This is a genomic window from Kitasatospora setae KM-6054, assembly GCF_000269985.1.
Classification (GTDB): domain Bacteria; phylum Actinomycetota; class Actinomycetes; order Streptomycetales; family Streptomycetaceae; genus Kitasatospora; species Kitasatospora setae.
The window spans coordinates 5,637,927-5,657,459 of the sequence record NC_016109.1; the positions used below are offsets into that span (position 1 = coordinate 5,637,927).

Consider the following 19,533-nt stretch of genomic DNA (forward strand, 5'->3'; position numbering starts at 1 on the left):
TCATCCGGTTTTTTGCCCCTGTCGGCGAGAACCGGCCAGGCCGGGGCACCCCCGCGGCCGTCCCGCCCGTCCCGTCCCGCCCGTCCCGTCCCGCCGTCAGCCCGCCGTCAGCAGCACCGCCGAACGGCCGGTCAGCAGCACCTCGTCGACCGGCCGCGGGTCCGGGTCGCCGGCCAGCGCGGTGTCCAGCACCGGGACGTGCGGGCCGGGCAGGGTGAAGCGCCGCGGCTCGGCGGACGCGTTCAGCAGCAGCAGGAAGTCGGCGTCCCGCAGCGGGCGGCCGCGCTGGTCGCGCTCGGACATCGCGCTGCCGGACAGCCGCATCGCCAGCGCCTGCCCCGGCGAGAACCAGTCCGCGTCGGTCATCTCGGTGCCCGCCGGGGTCAGCCAGGCCAGGTCGCGCCGCCCGTCCGGGCCGGCCGGGCGGCCGGAGAAGAACGCCCGCTGCCGCAGCACCGGGTGGGCCCGGCGCAGGTGCACCAGCTTGGCGGTCAGCTCGGTCAGCGAGCGCCAGTCCGGGTCGCCGAGCAGCGACCAGTCCAGCCAACTGGTCTCGTCGTCCTGGCAGTACGCGTTGTTGTTGCCGCCCTGGGTGCGGCCCAGCTCGTCGCCCGCGGTCAGCATCGGCACCCCGCTGGAGAGCAGCAGCGTGGTCAGCAGGTTGCGCAGCTGGCGCACCCGCAGCGAGCGGATGGCCGGGTCGTCGCTCTCGCCCTCCGCGCCGTGGTTCCAGGACCGGTTGTCGTCGGTGCCGTCCCGGTTGTCCTCGCCGTTGGCGCCGTTGTGCTTGCGGTCGTAGCTGACCAGGTCGCGCAGCGTGAAGCCGTCGTGCGCGGTGACGAAGTTGACCGAGGCGTACGGGCGGCGGCCGCCGCGCTGGTACAGGTCGGAGGAGCCGGACAGCCGGGTCGCCAGCTCGCGGACGTCCGGCCGGGCGCCGCGCCAGAAGTCCCGGACGGTGTCCCGGTAGTGGTCGTTCCACTCGCCCCACAGCGGCGGGAAGCCGCCCACCTGGTAGCCGCCCGGGCCGACGTCCCACGGCTCGGCGATCAGCTTGACCCGGCTCAGCAGCGGGTCCTGCGAGACGGCGGCCAGGAACGGGTGCTCCATCTCCACGCCGTCGCCGCCGCGGGCCAGCGCGGCCGCCAGGTCGAAGCGGAAGCCGTCCACGCCCATCTCGGCGACCCAGTACCGCAGCGAGTCGGTGATCAGCCGGATCACCTGCGGGCGGCGGGTGTCCAGCGTGTTGCCGCAGCCGGTGTAGTCCGCGTAGCCGCGGCGCGAGCGGTCCGGCCGGTAGTAGCCCGCGTTGTCGATGCCGCGCAGGGACAGCGTCGGGCCCATCACGCCCTGCTCGGCGGTGTGGTTGTAGACCACGTCGAGGATCACCTCGATGCCGGCCGCGTGCAGCGCCCGCACCATCCGCTTGAACTCGCCGACCTGCTGGCCCCGGCTGCCGCTCGCCGCGTAGCCCGCGTGCGGGGCGAAGTAGCCGAGCGTGTTGTAGCCCCAGTAGTTGACCAGGCCGCGGGCCTGCAGGTGGTCCTCGCTGACGTGGTGGTGCACCGGCAGCAGCTCCACCGCCGTCACCCCCAGCCGCACCAGGTGCGCGACCGCCGCCGGGTGCGCCAGCCCCGCGTAGGTGCCGCGCAGCTCCGGCGGGACGTCCGGGTGGCGCATGGTGAAGCCGCGCACGTGCAGCTCGTACAGCACCGTCTCGGCCCACGGCGTCTTCGGCCGCTGGTCGTCGTACCAGTCGTCGGCGTCGTGCACCACCACGGCCTTGGGCACGTACGGCGCGGAGTCCCGGTCGTCCCGGACGGTGTCGGCGACCTCCGGCTCGGGCCAGTTCCGGACGGCGCCGCAGGTCGCGTCGTGGGCCGTGTACGCGCCGTCGATCGCCCGGGCGTACGGGTCGAGCAGCAGCTTGGCCGGGTTGAACCGGGCGCCGGTCCACGGGTCCCACCGGCCGTGCACCCGGAAGCCGTAGCGGGTGCCGGGCAGCACGCCCGGCAGGTAGCCGTGCCAGGTCTGGTACGTCTGCTCGGACAGCCGGTGCCGGGACTCCGCGCCGCGCTCGTCGAACAGGCACAGGTCGACGGCCTCCGCGCCCGGCGCCCAGAGCGCGAAGTTGGTGCCCCGGCCGCCTTCCGGGCCGGTGCGGAACCGGGCGCCCAGCGGCTGCCAGCCGCCCGGCCACGGCTCCGCGCCGGCCCGGAAGGCGGCCGGGCCCGGCTCCCGAGCCGCCCGTGCGTCCAGCTCCTGCCACGCCGTCATGGCGACCCTCCCAGCGATCCGGGGGCCCGTCCCCGTTCTTCCCGTTGTTCCCTGTCCGACGGCCGTCGTCACCCCCGGTCGGGGAGCGTGACGCACCGTGATCGATCATGTGCCCAGCGGAGCAGGGTGCGGAAACCATTCGGCCGTGTCCGGGAGGCGGAACCGCTCGTTGTGTCCGGTATCGGGTGGTAGCTGGTGAAACGGGAGGACGGCATGCGCGCCGCGGTACGGCTCTGGGCACGGCGGGCGGCGGCGGCCGGACTGGTCCTGCTGACCGGCTGCTCCGGCGGCGACGGCGGTGACGGCGGTGACCGGCCGCCCGGCGACGCGGCCCCGCCGGTCTCCCGGGCCCGGCTCGCGGTCGGGCCGGGCGACGGCGCGCAGGACGTCCCGGTGGACGGCGCGGTCCGGGTCGAGGTGGCCGAGGGCCGGCTGCTGACCGTCCGGCTCACCGACGGCCGGGGCGCCGACGTCCCCGGCACGCTCACCCCCGACCGCACCGGCTGGACCCCGGACCGCCGGCTCGCCACCGCCACCGCCTACACCCTGGACGCGGTCGCCGAGGACGGCGCCGGCCTGCGCGCCGTCCAGCACGCCGGCTTCACCACCGTCGCCCCCGAGCACACCTTCGTCGGCTTCTTCAGCCCCGAGGACGGCTCGACCGTCGGCGTCGGCATGCCCGTCACGCTGCGCTTCTCGCACCCGATCACCGACCGGGCCGCCGTCGAGAAGGCGATCGCGGTCACCGCCGACCCGCCGCTGGAGATCGCCCCGCACTGGTTCGGCGACCAGCGGCTCGACTTCCGCCCCCGGGCGTACTGGCCGGCCGGCACGAAGGTCACCCTGCTGCTGCGGCTGAAGGACGTCGAGGGCGCGCCCGGCTACCTCGGCACCCAGGACAAGGACGTCCGCTTCACCGTCGGCCGCTCGTTGGTCGCCGCCGTCGACCTGGACGCCCACACCATGACCGTCCGCGAGGACGGCCGGGTGCTGCGGGTGCTGCCGGTCAGCGGCGGCAGCCCCGAGCACGCCAGCTACCTCGGCGCGATGGTGGTCTCCGAGCGCTTCGAGGTGACCAGGATGAACTCCCGGACGGTCGGCCTCGGCGACGAGTACGACATCAAGGACGTCCCGCACGCGCTCCGGCTGACCGCCTCCGGCACCTTCGTGCACGGCAACTACTGGACCGACCGGGCCGTCTTCGGCGCCGCCAACACCAGCCACGGCTGCATCGGCCTGGCCGACGCCAAGGGCGGCTCGGACGACTCCCCGGCGGGCTGGTTCTACCGGCACACCATGGTCGGCGACGTGGTCGAGGTGCGCGGCTCGCGCGGCGAGCCGGTCGCCCCCGACAACGGCCTCGGCGACTGGAACCTGCCCTGGCGGCAGTGGACCGCCGGGAGCGCGCTCGCAGCCCCCGGGGTTCACTGAACCCGCACCCCGCTCCCGCCGGAGTTCCACTCAGGCCCGGCGGTTATCCTGGCCGCTCGCGAACGAGCCGGACGGCACGGCGGTTCAGATCGCGGCGACCCGGTGCAACCGAACCCGGGCGTCAAGACGTGTAACTCGCCGGGAATACCGGGAGGGGAGCAACAGCGGTGGAGACGGTTCACGAGGCCGGGGCGGTGGCACGGCGCGGACGCCGGGCCGGACGGTCCGCGGCGGCCCTGCTGGTGGGCGGCGCGCTGCTGCTCGGCACGGCGGCCTGCAACAGCGGTGGCGGCGGCGCCGGTTCGACCGACGCCGGGGGCGGGAGCGGCGGCGGCAGCAGCGCCTCGGCCGGCGCGGACGCCGCGCCGAAGGTCTCGACCGCCCAGCTGACCGTCACCCCGGCGAACGGGGCGGCCGACGTCGACCCGAAGGACGGCGTCAAGATCGCGGTGGCCGGCGGCAAGCTGACCACCGTCGAGGTCGCCGACAAGAACGGCAAGGCGGTCGAGGGCAAGATCTCCGACGACGGCCTGAGCTGGAAGCCCACCGGCCAGCTGACCGTCGGCACCACCTACACGGTCGCCGCCCAGGCGACCGACGCGGCCGGCCTGGTGGCGGCCTCCAGCAGCACCTTCACCACGCTGACCCCGGCGAAGACCGCCTCGACCAACGACAACATCGCCGACAACGGCACCTACGGCGTCGGCATGATCGTCTCGGTCAACTTCGGCAAGGCGATCAAGAACAAGGAGGCGGTGGTGGCGGGCGTCACCGTCACCGGCTCCGACGGCACGGTCGCCAAGGGCCACTGGTTCGGCGACCGCCGACTGGACTTCCGCCCGGAGAAGTACTGGGCGCCCGGCACCAAGGTGACGGTCAAGTACCGCCTCAAGAACGTCGAGGTGTCGCCCGGCGTCTACGGCGACATCGACAAGGACGAGCCGTTCACCATCGGCCGCTACCAGGTCTCCACGGTCGACGCCGCCGCCCACACCATGACGGTGGACCGGGGCAGCGGCAAGACCGAGACCATCCCGATCACCGCGGGCAACGACCAGAACGCCTCGTGGAACGGCACCATGGTGATCTCCGCCAAGGAGAAGGTCACCCGGATGAACTCGGCGACCGTCTCCAACATCAAGGGCGACGAGTACGACGTCCCGGACGTGCCGCACGCGATGCGCCTGACCACCAGCGGCACCTACGTGCACGGCAACTACTGGAGCAGCGCCTTCGGCAAGTCCAACGCCAGCCACGGCTGCGTCGGCATGGCCGACGTCAAGGGCGGCGGCGACAGCACCTCGGCGGGCAAGTTCTTCAACTCCTCGATCATCGGCGACGTGGTGAAGATCCAGAACTCCAAGGGCCAGACGGTCGCCGGCGACAACGGCTGGAGCGGCTGGACGATCCCGTGGAGCAAGTGGTAACCGCGCCCCGCGCGCGCCGACGGCCCGGTGGTCCTCCGACCACCGGGCCGTCGACCGTTCGTGACCGTACCGGGACACTCGCCCCGCAACGTTTCCCGCCGCCGACCCGTCCTATCAACCGAAAGACCTGTCACCCGACAGGCGGGCTGCGTGGGGAGAGCGGAACGTGAAGGCGATGCGCGGGGGATACCTGGCGGGGGCGCTGGCGGGGGCGCTGGCCCTGATGGCGACGACCGGCTGCAGCACCGACCAGGCCAAGGCGGACGGCCCGAAGAGCCCGGCCGCCACCGCCAGCCCGAGCGACACCAAGCCCGCGGTCTCCGCCGCGACCATCGCGATCGCACCCGCCGACGGCAGCACCGGCGTCAAGCCGACCGGCGAGCTCAAGGTCACCGCCGGCAACGGCAAGCTCACCTCGGTCAAGGTCACCGGCCCGGACGGCACCGCGGTCCCCGGCGAGATCACCGCCGACGGCACCGGCTGGGCCCCCGCCGGCGGCCTCCAGGTCGCCACCGCCTACACCGTGGACGCGCTCGCCGAGGACGCCAAGGGCGTGGTCGCCAACGCGCGCTCCGGCTTCACCACGCTCACCCCCGAGAAGGAGGTGGGCACCAGCGACAACATCGCCGACAACGAGACCTACGGCGTCGGCATGATCGTCTCGGTCCGGTTCAAGAAGCCCGTCACCAACAAGGACGCGGTCAAGGCCGGCATCACCTTCGAGACCTCCGACGGCACCGCGGTGCGCGGCCACTGGATCGACGCCCAGCGGATCGACTTCCGGCCGGAGAACTTCTGGAAGGCCGGCACCAAGGTCACCATCCACTACAAGCTGAAGAGCGTGGAGACCTCGCCCGGCGTCTACGGCGACGTGGACAAGGACGAGCCGTTCACCATCGGCCGCTCGCAGATCTCCACCGTCGACGTCGACACCCACGAGATGGCGGTCGTCCGGGACGGCCAGCAGGTCGACACCGTCGAGTTCACCGCCGGCAAGCCCGGGTACGACACCTGGAACGGCACCATGGTGGTCGAGGCGATGGAGGGCACCACCCGGATGACCTCGGCCGGCGTCACCAAGACGGGTTCCGGCGACGAGTACGACCTGGTGGTTCCGCACGCCATGAGGTTGACGGACTCCGGCACCTACGTGCACGGCAACTCGTGGAGCGCGGGCGTGATCGGCCGCTCCAACGGCAGCCACGGCTGCATCGGCGTCACCGACACCGCGAAGGGCAGCGACAGCGCCCCGGCGGGCAAGCTCTACAACTCCAGCATGGTCGGGGACGTGTTCAAGGTGGTCAACTCCAAGGGCCCGGTGGTCTCCATCGAGAACGGGCTGAGCGGTTGGAACACCCCGTGGGCGCAGTGGTGACGCTCGGACGTCCGTTCGGTTGCTGACGGCATATGCCAGCCGAATAGTGATCGTTTGCTCATTGTCCGTACGCGGCCGCTCGCGTTCCGCAATGATGGGGTGCATGGCGGCATGGGGCGAAGCGGAGCGGTCATCACTTCCCGTGGCCGGCACCAGAGGTGACGAACCGTCAGGGTTCGGCGCCGGCGTGGTGCTGGCCGACCTGGAGCGGCTGACGCCGGAGGAGATGGAACACCTCTTCTTCGGCGTGCTCAGCGATCCCGACGCGGCCGAGGAGGTGCGACTGCCCTCCCGCCCGGAGTCGGCCGGAGTGGCCCGGCGGCTGGTGCTCTCGGTCTTACGGACCTGGAAACTCCACCAGCTGCTGGAGGCCGGGGAGTTGCTGACGGGTGAACTGGTGGCCAACGCGATCCGGCATGCCGGGGGCCGGATGATCGGACTCAAGGTGACCCGCCGCCCCGGGTGGCTGCGGATCGAGGTCCGGGACTCCTCGCGCGCCCTGCCCTGCCTGATCGCCTCCCCCGAGGTCTTCCACCCCAACGGCCACGGCCTGCGGCTGGTGGAGGCGATCGCCGACCGCTGGGGCGCGGACCTGCTGCCGCGCGGCAAGGGCGTCTGGTTCGAGATGAGGATCCGCGAGCGCGCCGCCGCGATCGCCGCCGCCGGGCTCTGAGCCCGCCCCCGCCTTGCCTGGCTTCCGAAGGTGAACTGAAGCACAGACCTTGGTTTCAATTTTGTCGGCCCGTGCATAGCGTGCGATAGTCATGCAAGTCGGGCAGCACAACCCGGCATCTTCCCTCCGCCGGCACGCACCCCCTTGGCCGCCGGAGGACGCACGGGGGCCCCGGACCGCGAACAACCGCGGACAGGGGCCCCGTACCGTTTCCGGGGGCGCCGCGCGCCCCGAGCGGGCCCGGGGATCAGCACTCGATGACGTTGACGGCGAGGCCGCCGCGGCTGGTCTCCTTGTACTTGATCTTCATGTCGGCGCCGGTCTCCTTCATGGTCTTGATCGCCTTGTCGAGCGAGACGTGGTGCCGGCCGTCGCCGCGGAGGGCCATCCGGGCGGCGGTGACGGCCTTCACGGAGGCCATGCCGTTGCGCTCGATGCAGGGGATCTGGACCAGGCCGCCGACCGGGTCGCAGGTGAGGCCGAGGTTGTGCTCGATGCCGATCTCGGCGGCGTTCTCGACCTGCTCGGGGCTGCCGCCGAGGACCTCGGCGAGGCCGCCGGCGGCCATCGAGCAGGCGGAGCCGACCTCGCCCTGGCAGCCGACCTCGGCGCCGGAGATGGAGGCGTTCTCCTTGAAGAGCATGCCGATCGCGCCGGCCGCCAGCAGGAAGCGGACGATGCCGTCCTCGTCCGCGCCCGGAATGAAGTTCAGGTAGTAGTGCAGGACGGCCGGGATGATGCCCGCCGCGCCGTTGGTGGGCGCGGTGACCACCCGGCGGCCGGAGGCGTTCTCCTCGTTGACGGCCATCGCGTAGAGGGTCACCCACTCCATCGCGTTGCCCGGCCCGATGCCCTCGGCGCGCAGCGCGCGGGCCGCGCTGGCGGCCCGGCGGCGGACCTTGAGGCCGCCCGGCAGGATGCCCTCGCGGGCCATGCCGGCCGCGACGCACTCCTTCATGACGGCCCAGATCTCCAGCAGGCCGGTGCGGATCTCGTCCTCGGTGCGCCAGGCCTTCTCGTTCTCCAGCATCAGGCCGGAGATGGACAGGCCGGTCTCCCGGGTCAGCCGCAGCAGCTCCTCGCCGGTGCGGAACGGGTGGCGCAGCACGGTGTCGTCGGGCTTGACCCGGGCCTCGCCGATGGCGTCCTCGTCGACCACGAAGCCGCCGCCGACCGAGTAGTAGGTCTTCTCCAGCAGCGGCTCGCCGGCCGCGTCGTGGGCCCACAGCGCCATGCCGTTGGCGTGGTACGGGAGGGCCTTGCGGCGGTGCAGGACGAGGTGCTGGTCCGGGTCGAACGGGATCGGGTGGCGGCCGAGCAGGCTGAGCCGCTTCTCGGCGCGGATCCGCTCGACGTCGAGGTCGGCGCGGTCGACGTCGACCGTGCGGGGGGAGTAGCCCTCCAGGCCGAGCAGGACGGCCTTGGGGGTGCCGTGGCCGTGGCCGGTGGCGCCGAGCGAGCCGTACAGCTCGGCCCGGACGGAGGCGACCCGGTCGAGCAGGCCCTCGGAGTTGAGGCGGCGGGCGAACATCCGGGCCGCCCGCATCGGGCCGACCGTGTGCGAGGAGGAGGGGCCGATGCCGATGGAGAAGAGGTCGAAGACGCTGAGGGCCACGGGGTGACGTCCTTGTCCGGTCTCGTGGTGGGGTGCTTACCCGCCCGGTCGGGGCGGGTGCGCGCATGGAACGGGGCACCGCGCGCACGTCTCCAGTGTGCGCGGTGCCCCGGGAGGGCTCGGGTGGGCCTGCCGGTCGGGCGGGCCGGACGAGCGGGGTGCGGGTCCTACAGCTCCGGGTAGAGCGGGTGCTTCGCCGCGAGCGCGGTCACCCGGGCCTTGAGCGACTCGGCCTTGGCCTCGTCGAAGCCCGGCTTCAGGGTCTCGGCGATGACGTCCGCGACCTCGCGGAAGTCGTCGGCGTCGAAGCCGCGGGTGGCCAGCGCCGGGGTGCCGACGCGCAGGCCGGAGGTGACCATCGGCGGGCGCGGGTCGTTCGGGACGGCGTTGCGGTTGACCGTGATGCCGACCTCGTGCAGGCGGTCCTCGGCGTCCTGGCCGTTGAGCTCGCTGTTGCGCAGGTCGACCAGCACCAGGTGGACGTCGGTGCCGCCGGACAGCACGGAGACGCCGGAGGCGGTGACGTCGTCCTGGAGCAGGCGCTCGGCGAGGATCTTCGCGCCCTCCAGGGTGCGGCGCTGGCGCTCCTTGAACTCCTCGGAGGCCGCGACCTTGAACGCGACGGCCTTGGCGGCGATCACGTGCTCCAGCGGGCCGCCCTGCTGGCCGGGGAAGACCGCGGAGTTGATCTTCTTGGCCCACTCGGCCTTGGAGAGGATGACGCCGCCGCGCGGGCCGCCCAGGGTCTTGTGCGTGGTGGTGGTGACCACGTCCGCGTACGGCACCGGGGAGGGGTGCAGCCCGGCGGCGACCAGGCCGGCGAAGTGCGCCATGTCGACCATCAGCAGGGCGCCGACCTCGTCCGCGACGCGGCGGAACTCGGCGAAGTCCAGCTGGCGCGGGTAGGCGGACCAGCCGGCGATGATCAGCTTGGGCTGGTGCTCCTTGGCGAGGCGCTCGACCTCGGCCATGTCGACCTGGCCGGTCTTCTCGTCCACGTGGTACGCGGCCACGTTGTAGAGCTTGCCGGAGAAGTTGATCTTCATGCCGTGGGTCAGGTGGCCGCCGTGGGCCAGGTTCAGGCCCAGGATGGTGTCGCCCGGCTGGATCAGCGCGAACATCGCCGCCGCGTTCGCCTGCGCGCCGGAGTGCGGCTGCACGTTGGCGTGCTCGGCGCCGAACAGCTCCTTGATCCGGTCGATGGCGATCTGCTCGACCACGTCGACGTGCTCGCAGCCGCCGTAGTAGCGGCGGCCGGGGTAGCCCTCGGCGTACTTGTTGGTGAGCACCGAGCCCTGGGCCTCCATGACCGCCACCGGGGCGAAGTTCTCGGAGGCGATCATTTCCAGGGTGGTCTGCTGGCGGTGCAGCTCGGCGTCGACCGCGGCGGCGATCTCCGGGTCGAGCGCGTGCAGGGACTGGTTGAGAACCGTCATCAGGGGGGTCTCCCGGTCAGGCGCCGGTGAAGGCGGTGTAGCCGTCGGCGTCGAGCAGCTCGTCGGTCGCCTCGACGCGGACCTTGAACAGCCAGCCACCCTCGAAGGGGGCCGAGTTGACCAGGGCCGGCTCGTCGATGACGGCCTGGTTGACCTCGGTCACCTCGCCGGTGGCGGGGGAGTACAGGTCGCTGACCGACTTGGTGGACTCGAGCTCGCCACAGGTCTCACCCGCGGTGACGGTGTCACCCACCTCGGGGAGCTGGACGTACACGATGTCACCGAGGGCGTCGGCCGCGTGCGCGGTGATGCCCACCGTCGACACCCCGTCCACGGCGGCGGTCAGCCACTCGTGCTCCTTGGTGTACTGCAGGTGCGTGGGGTTGCTCATGACGTCATTCTCCAGGATCGCGAAAGGGGAGGGCGCGGCCGTCCGCTGGGCGGACGGACCGGAAGAGGACTGTTCGGGGGCGGGAACCGCTCAGCGGGCGCGCTTGTAGAACGGCAGCGCGACGACCTGGACCGGCTCGGCCTTGCCGCGGACGTCCACCGCGACGGTGCTGCCGGGCTCGGCGTGCGCGGCGTCCAGGTAGGCGATGGCGATCGGCTTGCCCAGGGTCGGGGACGGCGAGCCGGAGGTGATCCGGCCGATCGCGGCGCCCTCGGCGTCCACCACGGCGTACTCGGCGCGCGGGACGCGCTTGCCCTCGGAGACCAGGCCGACCAGCTTGCGCGGCGGGTTGAGCTCGGCCTGCGCCGCGGCCTCCTCCAGCGCCTTGCGGCCGACGAAGGCGCCGTCGTTGGTGGTCTTGTCGAAGCGCACCACCCGGCCCAGGCCCGCGTCGAACGGGGTCAGCTCGGTGGACAGCTCGTGCCCGTACAGCGGCATGCCGGCCTCCAGGCGCAGCGTGTCGCGGCAGGACAGGCCGCACGGGACCAGGCCCTCGGCGGTGCCGGCCTCGGTCAGCGCGGTCCACAGGTGCGCGGCGTCGGCCGGGGCGCAGAACACCTCGAAGCCGTCCTCGCCGGTGTAGCCGGTGCGGGCCAGCCAGACCTCGCGGCCGGCCACGGTGGCGGGCAGCAGGGCGTAGTACTTGAGGCCGGGCAGGTCGGCGTCGGTCAGCTTGGCCAGGATGCCGTTGGCCTCCGGGCCCTGGACGGCGAGCAGCGCGTAGGCGTCCCGGTCGTCGCGGACCACGGCGTCGAAGCCGGCCGCGCGCTCGGTCAGCGCGTCCAGCACCACCTGGGCGTTGGAGGCGTTGGCGACCACCAGGTACTCGTCCTCGGCGGTGCGGTAGACGATCAGGTCGTCCAGGATGCCGCCGTCCTCGCGACAGATCATCGTGTAGCGGGCGCGCAGCACGCCGAGCGCCGAGATGAAGCCGACCAGCGCGTGGTCGAGCAGCTCGCCGGCCTGCGGGCCGGAGACGGTGATCTCGCCCATGTGCGAGAGGTCGAACAGGCCGGCCCGGGTGCGGACGGCGAGGTGCTCCTCGCGCTCGCTGCCGTAGCGCAGCGGCATGTCCCAGCCGGCGAAGTCGGTCATGGTGGCGCCGAGCGAGCGGTGCAGCGCGTCGAGCGCGGTCAGGCGGAGGGACACGACAGGACTCCCGGGATCTGGAAACGGGCAGGCTGGGGCGGTTCTCCCCCATCTGTCGTCGAACCTGAGAGCTTCGCCGCCACCCTGAACAGGATGGCGGCTTGCACCGTGGGTGGGCGCACGGCGCGGCCGTGTCCACTTTCCAGATCTGCCTAGCCCGGGCGGTAGGGGTGCCTGAGAGATTCCGGGGAGGACTTGCTCCTTCGGCGCCGGTCGCGGCCTGAGCAGGCCGTTCCGGCTCTCCCGCGCGGGTTCGAGCGGCCGGTATGAAGTTTGGGCGGGCCCATCATGGCATGCCGGGGGCCGCTCGCGGGAGTGGGGACCGACCGGACCCGGCCCCGGGCCCCTCCCGCGCGCCGCTAACCTGGTCGCGACCGCGGATGTGGAGGGGCGAGATGGGGTTCCCGCTGGACGGGGCGCTGGAGGGCGGGGCCTGGCCGGCCAACGAGCTGGAGCAGGTGCTGACGGCCGCCCTGGGCGACCCGGGGGCGACGCCCCGGGTGATCGAGGTGCTGGCGCGCAGCCAGGTGTGGATCCCGCTGCCGTCCGGGACCGCGCCGGACGCCGACTCGCTGGACCTGCCGACGCTTGAACTGGCCGGCGCGCCGTACGTCCCGGTGTACTCCTCGCAGGAGCAGTACCTGCGGCACTGCCCGGGCATCCCGTTCGCGATCGCCCCGATGTGGGAGTTCGCCCGCGGACTGCCGCTGGGCATCGGCATCGCGGTCAACCCGGAGGCGCCGGTGGGCATCCCGGTGCCGCCGGAGGGCGTCGGCGAGCTGCGGCGCGGGCCGCGCGGCGAGCAGTGGGAGGCGCAGGGCGTCACCGAGGGCGCCCGGGTGGCGCTCAAGGAGCCCGAGCCGCACCAGGAGCCGTTCGCCTTCCTGGCCGCCGCGACCGGCGAACTCGTCGCGCTGCCCGGGGTGCTGACGGCCCGTCGGGCGCTGGCCCGGGTGGAGGGCGAGCCGACCCTGCTGTACGTCGGCGTGCAGCTCGACCCGGCGGCCCCGGCCGACCCGGCCGAGGTCAACACCGCGCTCGGCCGCGCCCTCGGAACCGCCCCGCCGGGCTGGGGCGTCCACCTGGTGCTGCTCGACCTGGTCGCCGACCCGGTGGCGGACTGGATGGTGGGACGGGTACAGCCCTTCTACGTCCGTCCGTGACCGCGCGGATCCGGCCGGTTTCCCCGGGCCCGGCGGCATGACGGCCGCCGGGTGCGCCCCATAGGGTTGCCCCGGCACAGCGGACCGGCGCGCGGTGGCGCGCGGACTGAAGAGAGTAGGGCGGCGACGTGACGGGAGCAGCCGGCGATCCGGGGGCGGTCGAACGCGCCCTCGCAGCGGTCGCGCCGGAGCGCTGGGAGGCGTACGAGGGACTGCTGCGCGCCCTGGCCGGCGGGCAGGTCTGGATGCTGCTGTGGCACGGCAGCCCGGGCAGCCCCGACGCCCAGTACGGGAACATGGACGTCGGCGGGCACGGCTACGCGCCCTGCGCGACCTCCCCGGCCCAACTGGCCGCCAGCGGCTGGACGCGCGCCCACGAGGTGGTCTCCGGGCCGGAGATCGCCGCCTCGCTCTACCAGTCGCGCTGGGGCCTGTGGCTGGACCCGCACCGCCCCGGCGGCGGCGTCGGGGTGCCCTGGGCCGACCTGCGGCGGATCGCGCTCGGCCTGGACCGGCTGCCGGCCGGCCCGCTGCACATCTCCGAGCCGGCCGGGCAGTCCTCGCCGTTCTTCGCCGTGCTGGAGCAGCAGGCGGGCGAGGTGCGGCCGTTGCGCTCGCTGCGGCGGGCCTGGGTGCGGCCGGTGCTCGGCGAGGCGTACCTGGCGATCGGCCTCGACCTGTACGACGCCTCGCCGCCGTCGGTGGAGGCGGCCCGGGCGCTGGTGCAGCGGGCCGCCGCGCAGGCGCCGGACGGGCCCGGGGTGTCCACCGTGATGATGGCCGACGAGTACGACCCGGTGGCGATGTGGATGTGGGCGAACGCCCGCCCGTTCTTCGACCGGCAGGCCGCCGGGCAGCCCGCGCCGACCGGCTTCGGTTACGCTGCGCAACCACCGGCCGGGCCCGCCCAGGGCTGGCCGCAGGCCCCCTGGCCCGGTTATCCGGGCCGTTGAACCTACCCTGACGCACCTTCCGAAAACCCCCGCCCCGAGCTTTTCCTCGGCCCGCGGGGGTTTTTTGCCAGCTCTTGCCGAGCCGGGCTCTACGCGCGCAACCCCTTGTGCCAACTGGCGTTTTCCCGCCAGTGGCGGGGTGTCGTCAGCGTGCCTCTTGACGGACGCGTAACAGGTATGTGAAGAGCGATATACGCGCGCAACGGAAGTGCATGCCGACAGATCACAGTTGGGCATCCTTCGCCATGGAGGTCTTCCGCCGGGTGCTTCCCATGACAGAGAGTGCTGCGCAATGCGGCCCGCGAGCCGAACCTCACGAAGGTGAACGCGGCGCCGCCAGAGCATGAACCGCACGACGCGCCTCTCGTGCGGCGGCACCGCGCACGTCGGAGGCCCTCCCGCCACGGGGGCGCCCCCGCCCGCGGCCCCGTCCGGCCAGCTCCGGAGGGCGGCCCGGAAGCACTCGCACCACCGCAACGCCCTGCTCGCTCAACGCACTTCTGCACCGCCGCACCGGCGCCCGGCACCACCGAAACCGCTCTGCACCTCCGCACCGCATGCGACTCCGTGGGCCGGCCACCGTCGGCGAGGGGAACGAACTGACTCATGACCACACCCATCGAGACCTCGGGTCCGGCGTCCGGGGCACAGCCTGACGGAACGTCAACTTCCGTACAGGTCAAGAAGATCGAGGGCCGTTCGCCGGGCCGCATCGCCTGGACCAGGCTCAAGCGCGACAAGGTCGCGCTGGCCGGCGGCGCCGTCGTGGTGCTGCTGATCCTGGCCGCGGTCTTCGCGCCGGTGCTCACCGCGCTGTTCGGCCACCCGATCGACGAGCCGCACCCGGACCAGATCAACCCGGACCTGGGCCTGCCCAAGGGCGCGTTCGGCGGCATGAGCGGCGACTACCTGCTCGGCGTCGACCCGGTCTTCGGCCGGGACGTGTTCTCCCGGATCGTCTACGGGGCGCGGATCTCGCTGCTGGTGGCGTTCCTGGCGGCCGCGCTGTCGGTCTGCATCGGCGTCGTGATGGGCGTGATGGCCGGCTACTTCGGCGGCTGGGTCGACTCGGTGATCAGCCGGGTGATGGACGTCCTGCTGGCCTTCCCGCAGCTGCTGTTCAGCATCGCGCTGGTCTCGGTGATGCCCAACCAGCTGCTCGGCCTGAACGACACCGGCGTCCGGGTGCTGGTCCTGGTCTCGGTGATCGGCTTCTTCGGCTGGCCCTACATCGGGCGCATCGTCCGCGGCCAGGCCATGTCGCTGCGCGAACGGGAGTTCGTGGACGCCGCCCGCAGCCTGGGCGCCGGCCGCGCGCACATCCTCTTCCGCGAACTGCTGCCGAACCTGACGGCGCCGATCCTGGTCTACGCGACCCTGATCATCCCCACCAACATCCTGAACGAGGCGGCGCTCAGCTTCCTCGGGGCCGGCGTCCGGCCGCCCACCCCGTCCTGGGGGCAGATGCTCTCGGACGCGGTCGGGATCTACCAGGCGGATCCCACCTACATGGTGATCCCCGGTCTCGCCATCTTCATCACCGTGCTCGCCTTCAACCTCTTCGGTGACGGCCTGCGTGACGCTCTCGACCCCAAGGGCAACTGAGCCCGCAACTCTGGAGGTTCCCCAACCCATGAAGCGAAACAGGACGCTCGCGGCCGCCGCACTGGTGGCCACCCTCGCGCTCACCACGGCCGCCTGCGGCGGCAGCAAGGGCGGCGGCACCGGCGGCGACAACGCCTCCGGCAAGGCCGGGGCGGCGGGCTTCAACGCGGCGGCGGAGAAGGTGGTGAACCCGTCCACCACCAAGGGCGGCACCCTCAACCTGTGGACCACCACCGACGTGGACTCGCTCGACCCCGGCCGCGCCTACTACGCCTCGGTCTGGAACTACGAGCGCTTCTACACCCGCACCCTGCTCGCCTTCGACGGCAAGCCGGGCAAGGCCGGCCTGGAGCTCGTCCCCGACCTGGCCTCGGCCAAGCCGGAGATCTCCCCGGACGGCAAGACCTACACCTTCAAGCTGAAGCCGGGCCTGAAGTTCGAGGACGGCTCGGTCATCACCTCGAAGGACGTCAAGTACGGCATCGAGCGCATCTTCGCGCAGGACGTCATCTCCGGCGGTCCGACCTACCTGGTCAACGAGCTCGACCAGGGCCAGGGCTACAAGGGCCCCTACACCGACAGCGACCCGAACAAGCTCGGCCTCAAGACGGTGCAGACCCCGGACGACAACACCATCGTCTTCACGCTGGCCAAGCCGAACTCCGACTTCCCGTTCCTGCTGGCGATGGGCTCCGCCGCCCCGGTCCCGCAGAAGCTGGACACCGGCGCCCAGTACGGCCAGAAGCCGGTCTCCTCCGGCCCGTACAAGTTCAAGTCGGTCGAGCCGGGCAAGGGCTACGAGCTGGTCCGCAACGAGAACTGGGACCCGGCCTCCGACCCGTTCCGCAAGGCGCTGCCGGACGTCGTCAAGCTGACCGTCACCACCAACGCCGACGACATGGACGCCCGCCTGCTGGCGAACACCGCCGACCTCGACTGGGCCCAGACCGGCCTGTCGCAGGCCGCCCAGGTCAAGGTGCTCCAGGACCAGGCGCTCAAGGCCAACACCGACGACCCGTACAACGGCTTCATCCGGTACGTCGCGCTGGCCCCGTCGGTCGCCCCGTTCGACAACGCGCACTGCCGCAACGCGGTGCTGTACGCGGCCGACACCACCGCGCTGCAGACCGCCCGCGGCGGCTCGGTGGCCGGCTCGCTGTACGGCTCGATGCTGCCCCCGAACATCCTCGGCTCCGACGACTACGACCCGTTCGGCCTGACCAAGGGCAAGCCGAACGTCGAGAAGGCCAAGGAGGAGCTGAAGGCCTGCGGCCAGCCGAACGGCTTCAAGACCACCATCGCGGTCCGCGGCAACAAGCCGAAGGAGATCAACTCCGCGGTGGCCCTGCAGACCGCGCTCAAGGCGGTCGGCATCGAGGTCACCGTCGACCAGTACGACGGCAAGCTGATCTCCTCGGTCATCGGCTCGCCCGACGTGGTCAAGACCAAGAACTACGGCCTGATCGTGATGGGCTGGGGCGCCGACTACCCGACCGGCTCCGGCTACCTGCAGCCGCTGGTCGACGGCCGCTTCATCACCCAGAACGGCAACAACAACTACGCCCTGATCAACGACCCGGAGATCAACGGCTGGTTCGACCAGGCCGCCCAGGCGACCGACGCGGCCAAGGCCGCCGACTTCTACAAGAAGATCAACCACAAGGTCGTCGACGGCGCCTACTACCTGCCGATCGTCGCCGACAAGGCTCTGAACTGGCGCAACCCGCGCCTGACCAACGTCTACATCACCGACGCCTTCGGCGAGGTGGACTTCCAGGCGCTCGGCGTCTCCGACGGCAAGTGACCTGCCCCGCCCCTTAGTTCGCACCGCTAGTCCGAAGGGCAGGTGAAGGCCCTGTCCGGGCCGGCCGGGGAACCCCCACCGGGGTGAGCCGGCCGGCCCGGGGCAGGGCCGACCGCAGTGCTCGTGTATCTCGTCAGGCGACTGGTCAACGTCGTCTTCATGCTGTTGGTGGTCGCCGCGGTGACCTTCGGCATCTTCTTCATGGTGCCGAAACTCACCGGGACCGACCCCGCGATGCTCTACGTGGGCAAGATCGCGGACAAGGCGGCGATCGAGGGCATCCGTCACAAGATGGGCCTCGACAAGTCGATCATCGAACAGTTCTGGCTCTTCCTGCGCGGGGTGTTCGTCGGCCGCGACTACAACGCCGGCGTCGACATGACCCACTGCGCGGCCCCCTGCCTGGGCTACTCGTTCAAGACCGAGCAGCAGGTCTGGCCGCTGCTGCTCAACCGGGTCGGCGTCGACTTCTCGCTCGCCGTCGGGGCCTCCGTGCTCTGGCTGCTGTTCGGCACCGCCACCGGCGTCATCTCCGCGCTGCGCCGCGGCACCGCGCTGGACCGCATCACCATGACGGTCGCGCTGGCCGGCGTCTCGCTGCCGATGTACTTCACCGGCCTGGTCGCGCTCGCGCTCTTCGTCCACCAGCTCGGCTGGTTCCCGAACAACTACACCGACTTCACCTCCGATCCGGTCTCCTGGTTCCAGGGGCTGGTGCTGCCCTGGGTGACGCTGGCGTTCCTGTTCGCCGCCACGTACGCCCGCCTGAGCAGAGCCACCCTGCTGGACGTCCTCGGCGAGGACTACATCCGCACCGCGCGGGCCAAGGGCCTCAAGGAGCCGGTGGTCATCGGCAAGCACGCCATGCGCTCCACGCTGACCCCGATCCTGACCATCTTCGGCATGGACCTCGGCGGCCTGCTCGGCGGCGCCGTGCTCACCGAGAAGACCTTCAACCTGCGCGGACTCGGCTACGAGGCGGTCACCTCGATCCAGTCCAGCGACCTCCCGGTGATCATGGGCGTGACCCTGTTCGCCGCGTTCTTCATCGTCATGGCCAACCTCGCGGTTGACCTGCTGTACGCCGTCGTCGACCCCCGGGTGAGGCTGACATGAGCACCAGTGACAAGCCTTTCCTGTCCGTCCGCGACCTGAAAGTGCACTTCCCCACCGACGACGGACTGGTCAAGTCCGTCAACGGGCTGAGCTTCGACCTGGAGCGCGGCAGGACCCTCGGCATCGTCGGCGAGTCCGGCTCCGGCAAGTCCGTCACCTCGCTGTCGATCATGGGCCTGCACCGCACCGGCTCCAAGCGCGGCGCCCCGCGGATCAGCGGCGAGATCTGGCTGGACGGCGAGGAGCTGGTCGCGGCCGGCCCCGACCGGGTGCGCAAGCTGCGCGGCCAGAAGATGGCGATGATCTTCCAGGACCCGCTGACCGCGATGCACCCCTACTACACGGTCGGCGCCCAGATCGTCGAGGGCTACCGGGCCCACCACCCCGGCGCCTCCAAGAAGCAGGCCCGCACCCGGGCGATCGAGATGCTCGACCGGGTCGGCATCCCGCAGCCCGACAAGCGGGTCGACAACTACCCGCACGAGTTCTCCGGCGGCATGCGCCAGCGCGCCATGATCGCGATGGCGCTGGTCAACGACCCGGCGCTGCTGATCGCCGACGAGCCGACCACCGCCCTCGACGTCACCGTCCAGGCGCAGATCCTCGACCTGATCCGCGACCTGCAGAAGGAGTTCGGCTCGGCGGTCGTCATCATCACCCACGACCTGGGCGTGGTCGCCGAACTCGCCGACGACATCCTGGTGATGTACGGCGGCAAGCCCGTCGAGCGCGGCCCCGCCGACACCATCTTCGAATCCCCCGAGCACCCCTACACCTGGGGCCTGCTCGGCTCGATGCCCCGCCTCGACCGGGAGCTCCAGGACCGGCTGGTGCCGGTCAAGGGCACCCCGCCGAGCCTGATCAACGTGCCGTCCGGCTGCGCCTTCCACCCGCGCTGCCCGTACGCCGAGCTCACCGGCGGCCGCTCCACCACCGAGGTGCCCGTGCTCGCCGAGGCCGCGCCCCGGCACCACGCCGCCTGCCACCTGCCGATCGCCGAACGCCACCGGCTCTTCACCGAAGAGATCGCGCCCCGGCTGTGAGCACGTACCACCCAC

At 71.9% G+C, this 19,533-nt stretch carries 15 protein-coding genes and 1 riboswitch; of the genes, 10 read left to right on the plus strand and 5 right to left on the minus strand.

Going from position 1 to position 19,533, the window contains the following annotated elements:
• Positions 1 to 96: 96 nt before the first annotated feature.
• Entirely contained in the window at positions 97 to 2,277 is a 2,181-nt protein-coding gene (gene glgX, locus KSE_RS25080) for a glycogen debranching protein GlgX (protein WP_014138158.1), read from the minus strand.
• Positions 2,278 to 2,490: 213 nt separating this feature from the next.
• Between glgX and KSE_RS25085 the strand changes: the two genes are divergently transcribed.
• The 4 genes from KSE_RS25085 (at position 2,491) to KSE_RS25100 (ending at position 7,183) form a co-directional block, all read left to right on the plus strand.
• Positions 2,491 to 3,708 carry a L,D-transpeptidase gene (locus KSE_RS25085; protein WP_014138159.1) on the plus strand — a complete coding sequence of 406 codons (1,218 nt, stop codon included), beginning with the start codon at positions 2,491 to 2,493 and terminating at the stop codon, positions 3,706 to 3,708.
• A gap of 167 nt (positions 3,709 to 3,875) precedes the next feature.
• Entirely contained in the window at positions 3,876 to 5,135 is a 1,260-nt protein-coding gene (locus KSE_RS25090) for a L,D-transpeptidase (RefSeq protein ID WP_014138160.1), read from the plus strand.
• 175 nt (positions 5,136 to 5,310) lie between these two features.
• Positions 5,311 to 6,510 carry a L,D-transpeptidase gene (locus KSE_RS25095; RefSeq protein ID WP_033259123.1) on the plus strand — a complete coding sequence of 400 codons (1,200 nt, stop codon included), beginning with the start codon at positions 5,311 to 5,313 and terminating at the stop codon, positions 6,508 to 6,510.
• A gap of 142 nt (positions 6,511 to 6,652) precedes the next feature.
• On the plus strand, positions 6,653 to 7,183 hold the full coding sequence (locus tag KSE_RS25100; protein ID WP_081539610.1) for an ATP-binding protein: 531 nt from the start codon (positions 6,653 to 6,655) through the stop codon (positions 7,181 to 7,183).
• A gap of 247 nt (positions 7,184 to 7,430) precedes the next feature.
• On the opposite strand, the gene KSE_RS25105 is transcribed toward KSE_RS25100, so the two are convergent.
• The 4 genes from KSE_RS25105 to gcvT form a co-directional block, all read right to left on the minus strand.
• Positions 7,431 to 8,798 (minus strand): L-serine ammonia-lyase, encoded by a 1,368-nt coding sequence (locus tag KSE_RS25105; protein WP_014138163.1) that lies wholly within the window; start codon positions 8,796 to 8,798, stop codon positions 7,431 to 7,433.
• Between the two features lie 167 nt (positions 8,799 to 8,965).
• Positions 8,966 to 10,234, minus strand: coding sequence for a serine hydroxymethyltransferase (locus tag KSE_RS25110; RefSeq protein WP_014138164.1), 1,269 nt, complete (start codon positions 10,232 to 10,234; stop codon positions 8,966 to 8,968).
• Between the two features lie 16 nt (positions 10,235 to 10,250).
• Positions 10,251 to 10,625 carry a glycine cleavage system protein GcvH gene (gcvH, locus tag KSE_RS25115; RefSeq protein ID WP_014138165.1) on the minus strand — a complete coding sequence of 125 codons (375 nt, stop codon included), beginning with the start codon at positions 10,623 to 10,625 and terminating at the stop codon, positions 10,251 to 10,253.
• A 90-nt stretch (positions 10,626 to 10,715) separates the two neighbouring features.
• Positions 10,716 to 11,834, minus strand: a complete 1,119-nt coding sequence (gene gcvT, locus KSE_RS25120) for a glycine cleavage system aminomethyltransferase GcvT (protein WP_014138166.1) — start codon at positions 11,832 to 11,834, stop codon at positions 10,716 to 10,718.
• A 152-nt stretch (positions 11,835 to 11,986) separates the two neighbouring features.
• Positions 11,987 to 12,090: riboswitch (glycine riboswitch) on the minus strand.
• A gap of 139 nt (positions 12,091 to 12,229) precedes the next feature.
• On the opposite strand from gcvT, the gene KSE_RS25125 reads away from it, so the two are divergent.
• The 6 genes from KSE_RS25125 (at position 12,230) to KSE_RS25150 (ending at position 19,518) form a co-directional block, all read left to right on the plus strand.
• Positions 12,230 to 12,997, plus strand: coding sequence for an enhanced serine sensitivity protein SseB (locus tag KSE_RS25125; RefSeq protein ID WP_014138167.1), 768 nt, complete (start codon positions 12,230 to 12,232; stop codon positions 12,995 to 12,997).
• A gap of 128 nt (positions 12,998 to 13,125) precedes the next feature.
• A complete protein-coding gene (locus KSE_RS25130) occupies positions 13,126 to 13,950 on the plus strand; it encodes an enhanced serine sensitivity protein SseB C-terminal domain-containing protein (RefSeq protein WP_014138168.1) in 825 nt (274 codons plus the stop codon).
• 606 nt (positions 13,951 to 14,556) lie between these two features.
• Entirely contained in the window at positions 14,557 to 15,555 is a 999-nt protein-coding gene (locus tag KSE_RS25135) for an ABC transporter permease (protein WP_014138169.1), read from the plus strand.
• A 28-nt stretch (positions 15,556 to 15,583) separates the two neighbouring features.
• Entirely contained in the window at positions 15,584 to 17,359 is a 1,776-nt protein-coding gene (locus KSE_RS25140) for an ABC transporter substrate-binding protein (RefSeq protein WP_014138170.1), read from the plus strand.
• Between the two features lie 117 nt (positions 17,360 to 17,476).
• Complete coding sequence (locus KSE_RS25145) at positions 17,477 to 18,475, plus strand: ABC transporter permease (RefSeq protein WP_014138171.1); 999 nt, start codon at positions 17,477 to 17,479, stop codon at positions 18,473 to 18,475.
• Positions 18,472 to 19,518 carry an ABC transporter ATP-binding protein gene (locus KSE_RS25150; RefSeq protein ID WP_014138172.1) on the plus strand — a complete coding sequence of 349 codons (1,047 nt, stop codon included), beginning with the start codon at positions 18,472 to 18,474 and terminating at the stop codon, positions 19,516 to 19,518. Before KSE_RS25145 ends, KSE_RS25150 begins: the two co-directional genes overlap by 4 nt.
• Positions 19,519 to 19,533: the final 15 nt, after the last annotated feature.

Excerpts from the sequence above, each read along its gene's own strand:
- glgX (WP_014138158.1), bottom strand. The coding sequence starts at position 2,277 with ATGACGGCGTGGCAGGAGCTGGACGCACGGGCGGCTCGGGAGCCGGGC.
- KSE_RS25085 (WP_014138159.1), top strand. The coding sequence starts at position 2,491 with ATGCGCGCCGCGGTACGGCTCTGGGCACGGCGGGCGGCGGCGGCCGGA.
- KSE_RS25095 (WP_033259123.1), top strand. The coding sequence starts at position 5,311 with ATGCGCGGGGGATACCTGGCGGGGGCGCTGGCGGGGGCGCTGGCCCTG.
- KSE_RS25110 (WP_014138164.1), bottom strand. The coding sequence starts at position 10,234 with ATGACGGTTCTCAACCAGTCCCTGCACGCGCTCGACCCGGAGATCGCC.
- gcvH (WP_014138165.1), bottom strand. The coding sequence starts at position 10,625 with ATGAGCAACCCCACGCACCTGCAGTACACCAAGGAGCACGAGTGGCTG.
- KSE_RS25125 (WP_014138167.1), top strand. The coding sequence starts at position 12,230 with ATGGGGTTCCCGCTGGACGGGGCGCTGGAGGGCGGGGCCTGGCCGGCC.
- KSE_RS25135 (WP_014138169.1), top strand. The coding sequence starts at position 14,557 with ATGACCACACCCATCGAGACCTCGGGTCCGGCGTCCGGGGCACAGCCT.
- KSE_RS25140 (WP_014138170.1), top strand. The coding sequence starts at position 15,584 with ATGAAGCGAAACAGGACGCTCGCGGCCGCCGCACTGGTGGCCACCCTC.
- KSE_RS25150 (WP_014138172.1), top strand. The coding sequence starts at position 18,472 with ATGAGCACCAGTGACAAGCCTTTCCTGTCCGTCCGCGACCTGAAAGTG.